We start from the raw sequence: 17,518 nt of genomic DNA on the forward strand, positions 1-17,518 counted from the left end.
TCTATCAGGGGCGATGCAGCAGAACGAAGTCGTTCTTGTCGAAACGCCCGGTCAGCACGGGTGGCAAAGCGCCCAAGGGGGTGCCGTGCAGGGCGTTGTAGTCCTTGGCGTCCATCATCAACCACAACGGCCCCTGAAGGCTGTCCAGCTCTTGAGCCGACTCGGTGAACACCGGTTGCACGTCCTGCTCGATATTGACCATGAACTTGATGGCCTTGGCGTCCTTGCCCAGGGCATGCAGCACCAGTGGCGCCGGGTCTTTTTGCACCTGTGCAAAGGCCGCACGACTGAAGGTCCGGGTGTCGTACATCTGCCGTTCGAGCGGTTCAAACATCAGGATGTACACCGACCACAACGCCAGGACCGAACAAACGGCCAGGGTTTGCGGGCGCCAGTGCGGTTTGGCAAGGATCGCCACTGCAAGCACTTGTAACGCCCCCAGGATCACTAACACCGTAGCAAGGTTGGGCAAGTGTTGATCAAACCGTCGCTGAGCTACCAGCAGTCCGCCGATAAACAACGCCGGCATCAGCAGCCACAAACCTTGCATCAAGCCGCGTAGCCAACCGAACACCCGACCCTGGGCCACCGCAAAGGGATACGCTGCAATGATCGCCACAAAGGGCAGTATCGGCAGCAGGTAGCGGGCTTTTTTCGCCTGGGGAATCGAAAGCCCGAGCATCACGATCAACCCGGCTGCAGCGCAATACTGGAGCAATCGCACTGCCGGCCCGGTGTCGCGCGGTTTGTTAAGGGCCAGTCCCAGCAATGCCAGCAGCGCCAGAGGATAGGCCAGCGCATAGTTGCCCATCGAACTGGTGAAGTAGTAGAGCGAGCCGCTGACGCCTTCGCTACCGTCCATGCGCCCCATGAACTGCATGCGAATCACGTCCTGCATGAAGACCGGCCCGCCACTGGCTTTGGCCATCCACAGTAGCGCGCCGACACACAGGACCAGCAATACGGCGGCCGTCAGGCCGAAGCCGAAAAACCGCTGCCATTGACGATTGAGCAGGAAGTAGCTGCACAGCATGCCGGTGGGAATCACCAGCCCGATCGGCCCGCGCAGGCCGAAACCCAACAGCAACAAGGCGAAGATCAGTAACCATCGACGGGGTGCCGAGAAGTGATCGGCGGCGTAGCCCAGATAAAACACGGCAAATGCCACCGCCGCGAGCATCAAGTCCTGGGAAACCGCGCGCGCTTCGGTGATGAAGGTGTTGGTCAGCAACATCAGGGCGATGCTCAGCAACGCCCATCGGCTGGAAACCGGTGCGACCAGACGGTACATCAGCGTGACGATGACCGCCCCGGCGATGGCGCTTGGCAACCAGGCACTGAGGCTGGTGACTTGGCCGAACGGCAGGGCCGTCAGCCAGATGAACAGCGTTGAAAGCCCCAGGTAGTCAGCGTAGGGCTGACCATAGGTGGTAGGGAAAAACGACGGCCCGTGTCGCAGCATCTCCTGGGCAAACAGCACGAAGCGCGAATCGAAACCGATTGGCGCTTGCTGGTATGCCCCGGCGATGAACAACAGCAGGGCCAACAGTCCCACGACGCAGGACTGTTGGCGGATGGACAGCGACATTAGGCTGAGGCGTCGAGTGGGGCGGACGGCCATTGCTGATGCGGGATTGGCAACTTGCGCGATTCGCCACGGCCCATCGGGAAGTACAGGAAGCCGCCACGGGAGAGGCGTTCGGCGTCGTACAGGTTGCGTCCGTCGAAGATCACCGGGGCAATGAGGCGCTGGCGGATCAGGTCGAAATCCGGTGCCTTGAATTGCTGCCACTCGGTGCAGATGATCAGTGCATCGGCACCGGTCAGCACAGATTCCGGCGTGCCCATCAGCATCAGCTTCGCTTCATCGGGATACAGTTTCTGGGTTTCCTGCATCGCTTCGGGGTCGAACGCACGCACATTGGCGCCAGCCGCCCACAGCGATTCCAGCAGGACCCGGCTCGGCGCATCACGCATGTCGTCGGTGTTGGGTTTGAATGCCAGGCCCCAGAGAGCAAAGGTCTTGCCCTTCAGATCGCCCTTGTAGAACGCGTTGATGCGTTCGAACAGCTTGTGTTTCTGCCGCTCGTTGATGGCTTCCACCGCTTGCAACAGATCGTTGGAGCAGTGGGCCTCTTCGGCACTGTGAATCAGGGCGCGCATGTCTTTGGGGAAGCACGAACCGCCGTAGCCGCAACCCGGGTAGATGAAGTGGTAGCCAATACGGGAGTCGGCGCCGATGCCCAGACGAACCGATTCGATGTCGGCGCCCAGGTGTTCGGCCAGTTCGGCGATCTGGTTGATGAAGCTGATCTTGGTCGCCAGCATGCAGTTGGCGGCGTACTTGGTCAGCTCGGCGCTGCGCAGGTCCATGAACATGACCCGGTCATGGTTGCGGTTGAAAGGGGCATACAGGTCGCGCATCACATCGCGCACTTCATCGCGCTCGCAGCCGATGATGATGCGGTCCGGACGACGGCAATCGGACACGGCCGAGCCTTCTTTCAAGAACTCCGGATTGGAGACGATATCGAACTGCAGCGAACGCCCGTCCTTGGCCAGACATTGTTCGATGTGTGCACGCAGGGAATCGCCTGTGCCGACCGGTACAGTGGATTTCTCCACCAGAATCAGCGGTTGTTCGCGGTGCCGCGCGACGGCGTCGCCCACGGACAAGACGTAACGCAGATCCGCCGAGCCATCCTCGCGGGACGGTGTGCCGACCGCGATGAACAACACCTGGCCGTGCTGTACCGCGAATTTTTCATCGCTGGTGAATTGCAACCGTTTGCCGTCCAGGCCTTCGCGCACCAGGCTGGCAAGCCCCGGCTCGAAAATGCTCACATGACCTTGTTGCAGCAACTTGACTTTTTTCTCGTCAATATCCATGCAGACCACGTCGTGGCCAACTTCCGCCAGGACGGCGGCTTGCACCAAGCCAACATAACCGCTACCAAACACACTGATTTTCATGAGGCACTCCTAAGTTCGGGCGCACTTGCAGGTCGAGAATTAATGGTGATGACACCCAGGATGACCAGGGCGACGCCAAGGCTTTTTGAAAGGCTGAAATCTTCGTGAAACAGCGGCAGGCTGGCGGCCAACAGGTACACCAGCGCGTAGCTGATGCTCAGCAGCGAGTAGGCCCGGCCCAGGGGCAGGTCACGCAGGGCGAGGAGCCAACTGAGCATTGAAAGGGCATAGGCAAGGACGGCGGCCAGCACCACGGCAACCGCTGCCAGGTCGATCGGGGCGCTGAGCCATTGTTCAGGCGACGGCAGATGGCTCATGCTCCAGCGCATGCCCAACTGCGCCGAACTGACCAACAGCACGCTGCCCAGGGCGAAGGTGATTCCGCGACGCGGGTTCATGCGTGTTGTCCCAGCAGTGCCACGCCACCGATCACCAGGGCTACACCCAGCCAGTGACGGCGGTCGATGGTTTCATGGAAAACGAAGCGTGCGACCAGGGTGATCAGCACGAAATTGAGGCTCAACATCGGGTAGGCGATGCCCACCTCGAGACGCTGCAGCACCAGCAACCAGACCAGCAAGCCCAGCCCGAGCGAGACGAGCGCCAGCCACAGCCACGGCGAGCGCAGTTTCTGCGCCCAGCTCGAGGGTTGTCCGCGCCAGCTTTCCACGGCGTACTTCTGGGCCACCTGGCCCAGGCATGTCAGCAGGCAAGCGAGCAGCAGCAGCATCAGGCTCATGGCGCGGCCTGAGGAATAATCAAAATGACCAGATTGCCTTGCTCATAACGCTTGCCTTCCTTGGGCAATTGTTCGAGCTCGTGCAGTTCGTCGTCACCCTTGACCCGCATCACCACGCCGACCGGGCCTTGTTGACGGGCTTCGAGCATCCATTGCTGGATCTGATCGGAGTTGACGCGCTGCTTCAACGAGTCAGGGTAGGCAAGGCCATACTTCAATTCGCCGACCGTGTTGTAGAAAGACACGTCCGGGCGCTTCGTTCGCCAGGCCAGGGCCGAAGCCGCTCCCAGATCATTGCTCAGCAACCTGGCGCTCTGGCCGAGTTCCTGCGCGTGATCGAGGATGAACTGATCAGGCGTCTTGTTGGCAACCACCGAGTTGGGCAGGCCGGCCGGCAGCAGGCCGATCAGCAGCAGGCTGCCAAAGGCCGGAGCCCCCCAGCATTGCAGTGGCCTGAAGGCTTGCAGCAGGTTGGCCATGATCCAGCCGATCAGACCGATAAACACCAGCACCAGGTTGTGCAGTTCATGGTCGTACAGCGGCTTTTTAAGCTGCAGGTAGACCAGGGCGAGCAGGGTGATCACACCCAGTGCAAGGTTGAGAATCCCGTTGATACCGAGGATCCGGCCTTGCTCCAGTTTCAGGCGATCGGCCAGGGTGTGACCCAGCAGCAGGGCCAACGGCAGCAGGCACGGAAGGATGTAAGCCGGCAGCTTGCCTTTACTGAGGCTGAAGAAAATCAGCGGCATCCACAGCCACAGCAACAGAAACGCGATGTTGCTCTGGCGACGAGTCTGCCACGCCTGTTTCAACGCTGGCGGCAGCAACGCCACCCACGGCAGGCTGAACCCCACCAGCAACGGCAGGTAGTACCACCACGGCGCATCATGCTGGGCGTCTTCCCCGGCGAAGCGGCGGATATGTTCGTGCCAGAAGAAGAACCGCCAGTAGTCGGGCTCCTGGGCATGCACCGCGAGGACCCACGGCAGGCTGACCACCACGGCCACGACAATCGCCACCGGGCCGTAGACCAGCAACTCGCGCCAGCGCTTTTGCCAGAGCATCCAGGGCAGGGCGATCAGCACCGGCAACAGCCAGGCGAGAAAACCCTTGGTCATGAAACCCATGCCACACGCCAGCCCCAGCACTGCCCAGGCGATCAGACGTTGACCGCGGCTGGCGCTATCGACAGCAAACCACAAGGCAACCAGGCTCAGGTTGACCCAGAAGGTGAATTGCGGATCGAGGTTGGCGTATCCGGCCTGGGCGGCGATCACCGTAAGGCTCATGTACAGCAGCGCACAGGCGAAACTCTTGCGCGGCTCGTTCCACATCCGCCGTGCGATCAGGTAGCACAGCAGTACGCTCAAGGCCGTGCTCAGCGCCGAGGCGAAACGCACACCGAACAGGTTTTGACCGAACAGCGCCTGGCCAATGGCAATCATCCAGTAGCCGGCGACCGGTTTTTCGAAATAGCGCACGTCCATGAAATGCGGCGACACCCAGTTGCCGCTCAGCAGCATGTTCTGGCTGATCTGGGCGTAGCGGGTTTCATCGGGAATCCACAGGCCGTGGGTTCCCAGAGGCAGCAGGTAGGCCAGCGCCACAAGGGCCAGCAATAGCGGGAATGCCCAGCGTTTGCTCATGCGCCTTGCACTCCCAGCCAGCCTTCGCGACCTTCGAGTGTGCCGCGTACCACGCGACCGGTCGGCAAACTGTCAGGGGTGTCGGGCAGCAGGTCGCCCAAGGGTTGAAAGTGAATGCCTCGCTGCCGCGCATCGCTCAGCAGTTGGCGGAAATCATTGGCCATCAGAATCCCTTCTACTTCGGCATGTATCGTGTAGACGTTGAGTTTTTCCGGTGTGAACCGGTCAAGGATAAAGCTGTTGAAGTCTTTGGCGGCGACGTTCGGACCGACCACTTCGTCGAAAGTCGGCAGATCCACGGGGATTTGTGGCGCACCGAGGCGTCCATCGGCCAGTTTCGGCTGGAACAGACTCTGACCGCGACAATCGCTGTTATAGCGAAAGCCGAAGCGCTGCTTGGCCTCGATCACGCGCTCATCCGCGCGCCAGCCGGCGGCGGCTGAACATTCGATCTTTGCCCCGAGGATGTCGCTGAGGGTGTCCACGCCACGACGAATCTGCTCGATCAATTGCGCGTCGCTCCAGCGCCCGGCATTGGCCTGCCAGCCATGGTGATCCCAGGCATGCAGGCCGACTTCATGGCCGGCGTCACGGGCTTGACGCATCAGGTGCCCGAGATCGCGACCAATCGGTTTGCCCGGCCATGCAGTGCCGGCCAGCAGGATGTCCCAGCCATAGAGGCCGGCCGCGTTTGAGCGGAGCATTTTCCAGAGGAATTGTGGACGGATGAGGCGCCACAAGTGGCGCCCCATGTTGTCCGGGCCGACGCTGAAGAAAAACGTCGCCTTGACCTGTGCCTCGTCCAGCATTTCCAGCAGCCGGGGCACCCCCTCACGGGTGCCTCGGTAAGTGTCGACATCGATGCGTAGGCCTGCCTGCATCAGCGCTTGTCCGCGATTTCGAGCATGGCTTCGCGCAGGAAGAAGTCCAGGGTGTTACCGATGGTTTCGCGCATTTCCACGGTTGGCTCCCAGTTCAACAGGCGCTTGGCGTTGGCGATGCTTGGCTTGCGGTGTTCCACGTCCTGGTAACCGGCACCGTAGAACGCCTTGCTTTCCACGTCGCGGAAACCGGCGAAAGGCGGGAAGTTGTCGCGCAGTGGGTGAGCTTCGAACTGACGCAGCAGCTCTTCGCCCAGTTGACGGATGCTCGCTTCGTTGTCCGGGTTGCCAATGTTGATGATCTGACCGTTGCAGACATCGTTGTCGTTGTCGATGATCCGCGCCAGCGCTTCGACGCCGTCGGCGATGTCGGTGAAGCAGCGTTTCTGCTCGCCGCCGTCGAACAGGCGGATCGGCGTACCTTCCACCAGGTTGAGGATCAGCTGGGTGATGGCGCGGGAGCTGCCGATACGTGCCGAATCCAGACGGTCCAGACGCGGGCCCATCCAGTTGAATGGACGGAACAGGGTGAAATTCAGGCCTTTGGCGCCGTAAGCCCAGATGACGCGGTCCAGCAACTGCTTGGAGACCGAGTAGATCCAGCGTTGCTTGTTGATCGGGCCAACGATCAGGTTCGAGGCGTCTTCGTCGAAGTTCTTGTCCTGGCACATGCCATAGACTTCCGACGTCGACGGGAAGATCACGCGCTTGTTGTACTTGACGCAGTAGCGCACCAGCTTCAGGTTTTCCTCGAAGTCCAGTTCGAACACGCGCAGCGGGTTGCGGGTGTATTCGATCGGGGTGGCAATGGCCACCAGCGGCAGGACCACGTCGCACTTCTTGATGTGGTATTCGATCCACTCGGAGTGAATGCTGATGTCGCCTTCGACGAAGTGGAAGTTCGGATGGCTGCGCAGACGGTCGATGGCGTCGGAACCGATGTCCAGGCCATAAACCTCGTAGCGATCATCACGCAGCAGACGCTCGGACAGGTGGTTGCCGATGAAACCGTTGACGCCAAGGATCAGCACGCGGGTGCGACGCGGGGCGCGGCCGGATTCGGCACCGCGCAGCACGGAACCGTCCACCAGACCCAGCTCGTTGGCCAGTTGCGGGCCGCTGAGGTACAGGCCGTTGTCGTTGCGCTGACCGGCGGTGATCACCAGCGAGTCTTCGCCACAGGCAATACGCAGCGGATCGACACTGATCACTCGGCCTGGGGCCTGGCCTTCATTGCCCTTGGCCACTTCGGCACTCCAGACAATCAGCTTGTGCTCGCCCACCGCGCAGAACGCGCCCGGATAAGGCTGGGTCACGGCCCGAACCAGGTTGAACAGCTCTTCCGCCGGTTTTTGCCATACCAGCTTGCCGTCGGCTGGTGTGCGGCGACCGAATACGCTGGCCTTGGATTCATCCTGCGGGGTTTCAGTGACTTTGCCTTGCAGCAGCAACGGCAGGGTGTCGCGCAACAGGTCGGTGGCGGCCTGACGCAATTTGCCGTGCAGGCTCAGCGCGGTATCGCTGCGTTCGATCGAAACGGCGCGCTGGGCGAGAATCGCACCCGCGTCGGCGCGCTTGACCATGCGATGCAGGGTCACGCCGGTTTCGGTTTCGCCATTGACCAGCACCCAGTTGGCCGGCGCGCGGCCACGGTAGCTTGGCAGCAACGAGCCATGCAGGTTGAATGCACCTTTGCGTGCGGTGGCCAACAATGGCTCGCTCAACAGGTTGCGGTAGTAGAACGAGAACAGGTAGTCAGGGTCGAGCTTGCTGATACGTTCGATCCACAGCGGATGGTTGGCGTCTTCCGGTGCATGCACGGTAATGCCCTTGCTCGCACACAGTTGCGCAACGGAACCGTAGAAGGCGTTTTCCTTGGGGTCATCGGCGTGGGTGAATACGGCGGCGATTTCGATACCGCTGGCGAGCAGGGCTTCAATACCGGCACAACCGATATCGTGGTAGGCGAAGACAACAGCTTTTGCGCTCATGGGTGAACCCGATCAGAAGAAGTGGAGGTGAGGCCATCGATGGTGGCAACGGAAACAGGAGAGGCAGGCTGACTACGCAGCACCTTTTCGATAAAGAAACGCGGGCGGGCACGGACATCGCTGTACATGCGGCCCAGGTATTCGCCCAGCAGGCCCATGCCGATGAATTGCCCGCCGGTGAACACGAACAGCACGGCAAACAGGACAAAGGTGCCACCGCCGGCCCAGCCGGCACCGAATGCCAGACGCAGCACGATCAGGGCGAAGGCGAAGAGTACGCCGAGGCCCGCCATCGCGAAGCCGACGATGCTCAGCAGGCGCAGCGGCGTGGTGGTCATGCAGGTCACCAGATCGAACATCAGGTTGATCAGGCGCATGGGGCTGTATTTGGATTCGCCGTGTTCGCGCTCGGCGTGGTTCACCAGGATTTCCGTAGTGTGGCGGGCGAAGCTGTTGGCCAGGATCGGGATAAAGGTGCTGCGCTCGCGGCAGGCCAGCATGGCGTCGACGATGGTGCGTCGGTAGGCGCGCAACATGCAGCCGTAGTCGCTCATGGCCACGCCGGTGGAGCGTTGTACGGCGAGGTTGATCAGTTTCGATGGCCAACGGCGCAAGGCCGAGTCCTGACGGTTGTTACGCACGGTGGCGACGACGTCGTAGCCCAGTTCGGCCTGGGCCACCAGACGCGGGATTTCTTCGGGCGGGTTTTGCAGGTCGGCGTCGAGGGTAATCACCACGTCGCCCTTGCACTGCTCGAAACCGGCCATGATCGCCGCGTGCTGGCCGTAGTTGCGGTTGAGAATGACCGCCACTACCGGGCTGTCGGGGCGGGAGGCGGCTTGTTCCAGAATATGCGCGGAGTCATCGCGACTGCCATCGTCGATCAGTACGATCTCGTAGGGGTGGTGCAATTGCTCGCACGCCGCTTCGGTGCGGCGCAGCAATTCCGGCAGGCTGTCTTCTTCGTTGTAGACCGGAATCACGATCGAAACGAAGTTGATTGGGTAAGGTCTCACAGGCGTGTGTCCAGGCAGTTTTCTATGGCGCCGACAACGCGCTCGACGTCATCGGTGGTCATGTCGGGGAACAGCGGGATCGAACACAGTCGGGCCGAGTTCCATTCGGTATTGGGCAGGTACAGGTCAGGGTAACGCTGGCGATACCAAGTATGCAGGTGTGTCGCGATGAAGTGAATGCCGGTGCCGATGTTCTGTTCCTGCAGGGCTTTCATGAACGCTTCGCGGTCGAGGCCGCAGCGCTCGGCATCGATACGCAGAATGAACAGGTGCCAGGCGTGTTGCTGGGCATGGGCCGGAATGGCCAGCGGTTGCACCGGCAGGCCTTCCAGGCGTTTCAGGTAGGTGTTGGCCAGCAGCGTGCGCTTGGCGTTGATCTCGTCCAGCCGTTCCAGTTGGACCAGCGCGATGGCGGCATTGATGTCGGCCAGGTTGTACTTGAATCCCGGCTCCATGACTTGCGCCTGGGGCTTGCGGCCATGGGTAAGGCGGTCGTAAGCGTCGACACCGAGGCCATGGAACTTGAGCATGCGTACCTGCGTGGCCAGGGCTTCATCGTCGGTCACGAACATCGCGCCTTCGGCACAGGTCATGTTCTTGATGGCGTGGAACGAAAAAATCGCGGTGCCCCGGGCACCGACATGGCGGCCTTTATACCGCGTACCCGCCGCGTGGGCGGCGTCTTCGATCACGGTGATGCCGTGCTTGTCGGCGAGTGCATACAACGGATCGAGATCGAACGCAGCGCCGGCGTAATGCACGGGAATGATGGCTTTGGTACGCGGGGTGATCGCCGCCTCGATGCTCGCCACGTCACTCATCAGTGTGTCACGGTCGACGTCGACGAAAACGGGAGTCGCACCCAGCAGGCTGATCATGTTGGCGGTGGACACCCAGGTTTGCGAGGGCGTAATGACTTCATCGCCCGGGCCGATGCCCAGTGCCAATAGAGTGATATGCATTCCGCCCGTGGCCGAGGACAGTGCCACGGCATGACGGCAACCGACATAATTGGCGAAGTGTTCTTCCAGCGCCTGGTTTTTTGGCCCCGTGGTAATCCAGCCCGAGCGCAGGACTTGTTCTACCGCGGCAATTTCCTCATCGCCGATACTGGGACGGGAGAAGGGAAGAAAAGCCTGACTCATGCGCACCTCTTGGCGGAAAAAAAGTGTAGCCGTTGAGGCTAAAAAAATGGACCCGGTCGCAGTCTAGACGCAAAAAAACGTCAACGAGTTACTTAAGGTCGGTTAGAAATACCGCCCGTTGACTTTTTCTGCAACGGTCGGCAAGTTGGAAAAATGCCGAGGGTCGCCAGAGCCGCATGAGGGTATGCCCGATTTTGTGAAAGGAACATGAAAAAACGGTCGGCGAATCGTTTATCTAAAAGCTATTAAGCGACTGTTCAGACTTTTACGGTTTCTCGCTGCTTTTAACAGAAAAGTCTGACAGAAGTCTCGCACTGTATATGGTCTGTTTTCCATCCTTAGTTGTTTCGTTGAATTGTTTTCATTCAAGGCCGTTTCGTTTGATTGACTTACCTGTTGTTGACTCGAATATTCCCAAGACCAATCCACTGACGCTGTATCTGGCGCGACTGGCGCCGTCCAGCCAATTGACCATGCGTTACGTCCTGCAGGACGCTGCCGATCGTCTTGACTTCGAAGACGTGAACATCGAAGAGATCCCTTGGCATCAATTGCAACCTGAAGATGTGATTGCGTTGGTCGCCACCCTGCGCGCCGATGGATACGCACCGAATACCTCGTCGCTGTACGTCAATGCGGTACGCGGTGTGATGAACGAGGCGTGGCGCATGAGCCTGATCAGCCAGGAACACTTGCTGAAAATGCGTTCGGTCAAGGGCATCGCGGGCACGCGCCTGTCCCAGGGACGCAATCTTCGCCGGACGCTGATCCAGGAACTGATGGAAGTGTGTGCCGCCGATCCACGACCGCAGGGCCTGCGTGACGCGGCGATCATCGGGATTCTGTATGGCTCGGGCATGCGCAAATCGGAATCGGTGAACCTGGACTTGAATCAGATCGACTTCACCGAGCGCAGCCTTCGGGTCACCGCCAAGGGCAACAAACAGTTAATCAAGTACGCCCCGGCCTGGGCCTTCGCCAAACTCGACGCCTGGCTGGAGCTGCGCCGATCACAGTTGAAGGAAGGCGAGGCCGACGACACCTTTCTGTTCAACCGCATACGGCGCGGCAGCCACATCACCCGTGAGCGCATTACCAAGCATGCGATCTATTACATCGCCCGCCAGCGGGGCGCCCAGGTAGGGGTGAAGATCATGCCCCATGACTTCCGCCGCTCGTTCATCACCCGGGTCATCGAGGAGCATGACTTGTCGATTGCCCAGAAACTCGCCCACCACAGCAACATCCAGACCACGGCCAATTACGATGTACGTGACGACAATGAGCGGCGCCGGGCGGTCGATCGCTTCGACCTTTGAAGGGAAGGGTGAACGGTCAGCTCAGGACATGGGCGTGACCGATGGTCGAGACTTGAACGGTACTGCCAGTCGGTGGCGCGTACAGGCCGGAGCTGCGCACCAGCAGTGATCGACCTGGCGCGTCGTCGGGGCTCAAGGATTGCAGCTCCACGGTCAGCGTACAGGTGTTGCCGCTGAAATCACGCTCGGTCACCACCGCGTTGCAACCGGCAACCTCTGTCGTGTTGGGCACGACGCTGGCCAGCTGCAATTGCTCGGGCCGCAGCATGATTTGCGCCGAACTGTTGTTGCGGTGGTTGTTGACCGGAATCCGACCCAGATCGCAATGGGCCCAGCCGGCCTCGATTCGGGCGGGCATGACCACGGCGTCACCGAGAAACAACGCGGTCTCTTCATCCTCGGGATAGCGGTAAAGGTCCAGGGGATGCCCGGACTGCACCAACCGCCCATTACGCATGACCGCCAATTGATCGGCGAAGGACAAGGCTTCGCTCTGGTCATGGGTGACCAGAATGGTGGTCACGCCGGCGTCCGCCAGCAATCGCGCGACCAGTTTGCGCATGGCGGCGCGCAAGCCGGTATCGAGCGCCGAAAAAGGTTCATCCAGCAGCATCAGCCGCGGTTGCTGGGCGAGGGCACGCGCCAGCGCCACCCGTTGTTGCTGTCCACCGGACAGCTCATGGGGCCAGCGGTCCGCCATGCGCGCGTCAAGGGCAACGCTGTCCATCAATTCAGCAATGCGTTCTTGCCGTTCGCGGCCCTTGCTGGCCAGCCCGAAGCCGATATTGGCGGCCACGGTCATGTGCGGAAACAAGGCGCCGTCCTGTGGGACATAGCCAATCAGGCGTTGGTGCGCCGGCACCTCGTGGGTGCTATCGACCAGCGTCTGGCCGTTGAGCGTAAGGCGGCCGGTATCGGGAAATTCGAAGCCGGCGATCATCCGCAGCAACGTGGTTTTGCCCGACCCCGACGGGCCGACAATCACCGTACGGCTGCCCGTCGGCACCGACAGGCTGACGTTATCCAGGGCCCGGTGGGAACCGTAGGATTTAGAGATCGAATGCAGTTCTAGAGCGTTCATCGGCCAGCCGTTTTCTTGGATTGGTGATAAAGGAGCCCGGTCAGCGGCAGCGACAGGACAATCATCAGCAGCGCGTAGGGCGCTGCGGCGGCGTAATCGATTTCGCTGGTCATGGCCCAGAACCCGGTCGCCAGCGTGCGCGTACCGTTGGGGGCGAGCAGCAGGGTGGCGGTCAGTTCATTGGTGATTGCCAGGAACACCAGCGCGGCGCCCGCCGCAGCACCCGGAGCGGCCAGGCGCAGGGTGATCAGCCACAGGGCCCGGGCGGGCGAGCGGCCCAGGCTGCGGGCCATGTTTTCCAGTTCAACCGGCGCCTGGGCGATACCGGCACGCAGGCTCACCAGGGCGCGAGGCAGGAACATCAGCAGGTAAGCCAGCAACACCGTAATGGTGGTCTGGTAAATCGGCCGGGCAAAGTGGATGGTCGCCGTCACCAATGCCAGCGCCACGACGATCCCTGGCAGCGAACTGGTGATGTAGTTGCAGCCTTCCAGCAGCCGTTGCAGGCGGCCCGGTGAGCGAATCGACAACCAGGCAATCGGGATCGCGGCGCAGGTGGTCAGCGCCGCCCCCGCCACGCCCAACAGCAGCGTCTGTTCCAGCGCCGGGAGTAGCTCGGGCAAATCCCAAACCTGGGCGCCACCGGCAATCAGCCATTTACCCAGGGTGAACAACGGCACACCCAACGCAAGGGCGCAGGTGATGATCTGCAGGAACAACGCAAGTGCCTTCAAAGGCGCGCTCAGTTGCACCACCCGTTGCTCCCGGGCACTGCCTGAACCGACACGGGCGTAACGCGCATGGCCGCGCGCGGCCGATTCAGCGGTCAGCATCGCCAGGCAGCACAGGGCCAGCACACCGGCCAGCAAGTTGGCGGCAGGCCCGTTGAAGGTGGACTTGAACTGATCGAAGATCGCAGTGGTGAAGGTGTCGAAGCGGATCATCGCGTACAGGCCGTACTCGGCCAGCAGGTGCAAGCCGACCAGCAAGGCACCGCCACAAATGGCCAGGCGCAATTGCGGCAGCACCACGCGGAAAAACACTGCCCAGGGCTTGAGCCCGAGAGACTCGGAAACATCTTCGATGGCCGGGTCGAGTCGGCGCAGCGTCGCGGCCACCGGCAGGTAAAGAAACGGGAAGTAGGCGATGACCGACACCAGCACCCCGGCGAACAAGCCGTGTATCGGCGGCACCAGGCTGACCCAGGCGTAACTGTGAACGAAGGCCGGCACCGCCAGCGGCGCGGTGGCCAGCAACGACCACCAGCGTCGTCCCGGCAAATTCGTGCGTTCTGTCAGCCACGCCAGCGCTACCCCCAGAGCAATACACAAAGGAATGGTGATAACGACCAGCAACACGGTGTTGACCAGCAATTCGCCGACGCGCGGCCGAAACACCAGTGGCACCAGGGTGGACCAGCCGGTCTGCAGATAAACGCCGACGACGAACGCAATGGGGAGCAGCGCCAGCAGGGAAACCAGCACAGACAAGCCGATGACCCACGCGCCGCCACGGCTCGCGAACCGGCCACGTGATCGGCGACGCAGGTGGGTGGGTATCGCCTCGGCGATACCCACCGGCAGGGTTTCAGGCAACAATTAAAGTAGTCCGGCCTGAGTCATGAGCTCCACGGCTTTCTTGCTGTCGAGTTTGGAAGCATCGACAGTTGGCGCGTCAAGCTGCTGCAAAGGCACCAGTTTTGGGTTGGATTGAGCATTCTTGCCCACGGCGTATTCAAACGAAGTGCCGTTCTTGAGCGTGTCCTGGCCTTCCTTGCCCGTCACGTACTTGAGGAATGCCTGGGCTTGTTCCTTGTGTTGGCTGGAGGCGAGGACGCCGCCGCCCGAGATGCTGACAAAGGCACCCGGATCCTTGTGTTTGAAGTAGTGCAGAGCGGTGTTCTTGCTGTTCTCACCGGTCTTGGATTGATCGACCAGACTGTAATAGTGGTAGATCACGCCGCTGTCGATCTGCCCGGCATTGACCGCTTTGAGCACGGAGCTGTTGCCCCGGTAGGCGGTGAAGTTGGTTTTCATTGCCTTGAGCCATTCAAGGGTCGCGGCTTCACCTTTCTGCTCCAGGATGGCGGCGACGATGGCCTGGAAGTCGGCACCGCCCGGCGATGCGGCCCAGCGGCCTTTCCAGGCTGGCGCAGCAAGGTCCATGATCGATTTCGGCAGTTGTGTTTCCGGCAGCTTGCCCGGGTTGTAGACGAATACGGTGGAGCGTGCGGCGATCCCGACCCATTTGCCGTGGGCCGGGCGGTAAGCGGAGTCGACTTGTTCCAGGGTGGTTTTATCGACAGGGGCGAACAGACCCGCGTTATCGACCAGGACCATGGCTGGAGAGTTTTCAGTCAGGAACACATCGGCTGGCGACGCGGCGCCTTCCTGCACGATCTGATTGCCCATCTCGGTGTCATCACCGTTACGCAAGGTGACGGGAATACCGGTTTCCTGGGTAAAGCCTTCGACCCATGCCTTGGTCAGGCCTTCGTGCTGCGCGTTATAAACCACGATACCGACGCTGTCGGCTGCATACACGTGACCGGCACTCACCAGGGCGGTGGCCAGCAGGGCTTTTTTCAGGAATGACGGCAAACGGGAAATCATGCGGTGGCAGCTCCGGCTTTTAAGGATCGAACACGTAGAGTTGACGAGGATAGGGCGTCGCTCAGTGTAGTTCAATAGGAATCATTTGCATGTTTGGCGGGCGAATGTAGTGCGGAGAATGAGAAAAAAACGTCAAAAAAATCGTTAATTCCTGTCATTTTACGCTTCAGCGAAGGCCGGTAACGGCTCAAGCGCGGGCTTCTGCGCAAAGGGTTCGCGCAGCGTTGCCCTGGACCCGAAAACCAATGCACCCCTGACGCAAAAAAAACCGAGAACCCGTCGAGGGTCTCGGTTTTTCACATCAATCGCCGTCAGGGCCGGCTTTGCGGGAAGATCAGCACTTCCAGGTTGCCGCGTTGAAAACGCTGGCCGTCGATGGGCAGTAATTCGACTTCCTGAATTTCATCGACACTGTTGACCCGCATCACCACGCCGACCGAACCCTTTTTGCGCGCCTCGGTCATCCACTGCCCGACGTTTTCCTTGGTTACCTTGCGCGAAGCCATGGCCGGGTCTTCGAGGCCGTATTTCAACTCGCCGATGACATTGTAGAGATCGACCTGCGGTCGTTTGACCAGCCAGGACAGCGCCGAGGCCGCACCCAGGTCATTGCTGAGCAATGACGTGGTCTGCTTCAGGCTGTCCAGGTGCTCGGCGATAAACCGGTCGGGCATTTTGCTGTCGACAATCTGGCTCGGCATGGCGGCAGGCAGCAGCGCGACCAGCAGCCAGATGCCAAGTGCCGGCATTGCCCAAAGCTCCAGGGGGCGCAAGATCTGCAAGGCGTTGGCGATGATCCAGCCAACCAGCACGATGTACACCATGGACAGGCTGAACATCTCGGTATTCGCGTAGATTTCCCTGGTTGCTTGCAGGTAGAGCAAAGCCAGCAAGGCGCCAGTGGCAATGATGACATTGAGCCAGCCGTTGAAGCGAATCGTCCGGCCTTGCGCATGGGCCAGCAATTCGGTCACGGCATGTCCCATCAACAATGCCAGCGGCAACAGGCACGGCATGATGTAGGTCGGCAGCTTGCCGCTGCTCATGCTGAACACGGCCAATGGCAACAACAGCCAGAGCAGGAGAAAAGCAAAGACCGGTTGGCGTTTGTTCTTCCAGGCCTGGATGAAGGTCGTTGGCAACAACGCTGCCCACGGCAGACTCGAAACCACCATCATTGGCAGGTAGAACCACCAGGGACGAGCGTGTTGTGCGTTATCGGCGGCGAACCGGCGCACGTGTTCGTTCCAGAAAAAGAAGTTCCAGAAATCCGGCTCTTGATGGTGGATGGCAAGCACCCAAGGCAGGCACACGATGACCGCAACGAGCACCGCCAGTGAGCCGTAGCCCAACAATTCCTTGAAACGACGCTGCCAGAGAATATAGGGCAGGGCGATCAGCGCCGGCAACAACCAGGCGAGAAACCCCTTGGTCATGAAGCCCATGCCGCAGGCAAAGCCCAACAGCGCCCAGGCCACCAGCCGACCACGGCTCGTGCGACTGTCGATGGCGAACCACAGCATGACCAGGCTCAAATTGACCCAGAGCGTAAACTGCGGGTCCAGGTTGGCGTAGCCGGCCTGGCCGGCGATCAGCCCGAAACTCATGTAAAACAGCGCGCACGCAAAACTTTTGCGCGGATCGTTCCACAAACGGCGGCTGATCAGGTAAACCAGCCAGACGCTCAGGCCGGTACTCAACGCCGACGCGATCCGCACCCCGAACAGGTTGTCGCCAAACACCGCCTGCCCGATGGCGATCATCCAGTAACCGGCAATGGGTTTTTCGAAGTAACGGATACCCATGAAGTGCGGTGAGACCCAATTACCGCTCAGCAACATTTCCTGGCTGATCTGGGCATAGCGGGTTTCGTCGGGAATCCACAAGCCATGGGTCATCAGTGGCAGCAGGTAGAACGCCACGAACGCCACAGCCAGCGCACACAGGATCCAGCGCTCACTGAAAAGCATTGGCCGGGAGGCATTATGGGGCAAGCCGTCAACAGATCGGGGTAAGGAAGGGTGGTGCGTCATTGCTCGTCCTTGGTACTCGGAAGTTGCCTGCAAGTATGGGCAGTTTCAGGTTGTTCGCCGACGGTGCAGAACTTATTATGTA

14 protein-coding genes are annotated in these 17,518 nt (G+C 60.6%); 1 reads left to right on the plus strand and 13 read right to left on the minus strand.

From position 1 onward, the window contains the following. Nucleotides 1-4: 4 nt before the first annotated feature. The 9 genes from AC1Q6D_RS09240 to arnB are packed head-to-tail and all read right to left on the minus strand — an operon-like array spanning nt 5 to nt 10,391. On the minus strand, nt 5-1,588 hold the full coding sequence (locus AC1Q6D_RS09240) for an ArnT family glycosyltransferase (protein ID WP_256590111.1): 1,584 nt from the start codon (nt 1,586-1,588) through the stop codon (nt 5-7). Further along, complete coding sequence (locus AC1Q6D_RS09245) at nt 1,588-2,973, minus strand: UDP-glucose dehydrogenase family protein (protein WP_103403064.1); 1,386 nt, start codon at nt 2,971-2,973, stop codon at nt 1,588-1,590. The genes AC1Q6D_RS09240 and AC1Q6D_RS09245 overlap by 1 nt, the downstream gene beginning before the upstream one ends. Continuing rightward, nucleotides 2,970-3,371 (minus strand): 4-amino-4-deoxy-L-arabinose-phosphoundecaprenol flippase subunit ArnF, encoded by a 402-nt coding sequence (gene arnF, locus AC1Q6D_RS09250; protein WP_047529314.1) that lies wholly within the window; start codon nt 3,369-3,371, stop codon nt 2,970-2,972. Before arnF ends, AC1Q6D_RS09245 begins: the two co-directional genes overlap by 4 nt. Next, nucleotides 3,368-3,712, minus strand: coding sequence for a 4-amino-4-deoxy-L-arabinose-phosphoundecaprenol flippase subunit ArnE (gene arnE, locus AC1Q6D_RS09255; protein WP_103403065.1), 345 nt, complete (start codon nt 3,710-3,712; stop codon nt 3,368-3,370). Before arnE ends, arnF begins: the two co-directional genes overlap by 4 nt. Further along, the gene (arnT, locus tag AC1Q6D_RS09260) at nt 3,709-5,358 is read right to left on the minus strand and encodes a lipid IV(A) 4-amino-4-deoxy-L-arabinosyltransferase (RefSeq protein ID WP_103403066.1); all 1,650 of its coding nucleotides are present in this window, start codon (nt 5,356-5,358) and stop codon (nt 3,709-3,711) included. The genes arnE and arnT (AC1Q6D_RS09260) overlap by 4 nt, the downstream gene beginning before the upstream one ends. Then, nucleotides 5,355-6,239 (minus strand): 4-deoxy-4-formamido-L-arabinose-phosphoundecaprenol deformylase, encoded by an 885-nt coding sequence (arnD, locus tag AC1Q6D_RS09265; protein ID WP_103403067.1) that lies wholly within the window; start codon nt 6,237-6,239, stop codon nt 5,355-5,357. Before arnD ends, arnT (AC1Q6D_RS09260) begins: the two co-directional genes overlap by 4 nt. Continuing rightward, nucleotides 6,239-8,230, minus strand: a complete 1,992-nt coding sequence (gene arnA / locus AC1Q6D_RS09270; protein ID WP_047529306.1) for a bifunctional UDP-4-amino-4-deoxy-L-arabinose formyltransferase/UDP-glucuronic acid oxidase ArnA — start codon at nt 8,228-8,230, stop codon at nt 6,239-6,241. The genes arnD and arnA overlap by 1 nt, the downstream gene beginning before the upstream one ends. Further along, nucleotides 8,227-9,246, minus strand: a complete 1,020-nt coding sequence (gene arnC, locus AC1Q6D_RS09275; RefSeq protein ID WP_103403068.1) for an undecaprenyl-phosphate 4-deoxy-4-formamido-L-arabinose transferase — start codon at nt 9,244-9,246, stop codon at nt 8,227-8,229. Before arnC ends, arnA begins: the two co-directional genes overlap by 4 nt. Further along, nucleotides 9,243-10,391, minus strand: coding sequence for a UDP-4-amino-4-deoxy-L-arabinose aminotransferase (gene arnB, locus AC1Q6D_RS09280; RefSeq protein ID WP_103403069.1), 1,149 nt, complete (start codon nt 10,389-10,391; stop codon nt 9,243-9,245). Before arnB ends, arnC begins: the two co-directional genes overlap by 4 nt. Before the next feature lie 380 nt (nt 10,392-10,771). On the opposite strand from arnB, the gene AC1Q6D_RS09285 reads away from it, so the two are divergent. Then, complete coding sequence (locus AC1Q6D_RS09285) at nt 10,772-11,710, plus strand: site-specific integrase (protein ID WP_103403070.1); 939 nt, start codon at nt 10,772-10,774, stop codon at nt 11,708-11,710. A gap of 16 nt (nt 11,711-11,726) precedes the next feature. Here the strand turns inward: AC1Q6D_RS09285 and AC1Q6D_RS09290 are convergent, their stop codons facing one another. From AC1Q6D_RS09290 to arnT (AC1Q6D_RS09305), 4 genes are all read right to left on the minus strand, one after another. After that, a complete protein-coding gene (locus AC1Q6D_RS09290) occupies nt 11,727-12,791 on the minus strand; it encodes an ABC transporter ATP-binding protein (RefSeq protein WP_103403071.1) in 1,065 nt (354 codons plus the stop codon). Continuing rightward, the gene (locus tag AC1Q6D_RS09295) at nt 12,788-14,386 is read right to left on the minus strand and encodes an ABC transporter permease (protein ID WP_103403208.1); all 1,599 of its coding nucleotides are present in this window, start codon (nt 14,384-14,386) and stop codon (nt 12,788-12,790) included. The genes AC1Q6D_RS09290 and AC1Q6D_RS09295 overlap by 4 nt, the downstream gene beginning before the upstream one ends. A gap of 3 nt (nt 14,387-14,389) precedes the next feature. Then, nucleotides 14,390-15,403 carry an iron ABC transporter substrate-binding protein gene (locus AC1Q6D_RS09300; protein ID WP_103403072.1) on the minus strand — a complete coding sequence of 338 codons (1,014 nt, stop codon included), beginning with the start codon at nt 15,401-15,403 and terminating at the stop codon, nt 14,390-14,392. 311 nt (nt 15,404-15,714) lie between these two features. Then, nucleotides 15,715-17,373 (minus strand): lipid IV(A) 4-amino-4-deoxy-L-arabinosyltransferase, encoded by a 1,659-nt coding sequence (gene arnT, locus AC1Q6D_RS09305; protein WP_256590127.1) that lies wholly within the window; start codon nt 17,371-17,373, stop codon nt 15,715-15,717. Nucleotides 17,374-17,518 lie beyond the last annotated feature (145 nt).

Source organism: Pseudomonas sp. MT92, assembly GCF_058792515.1.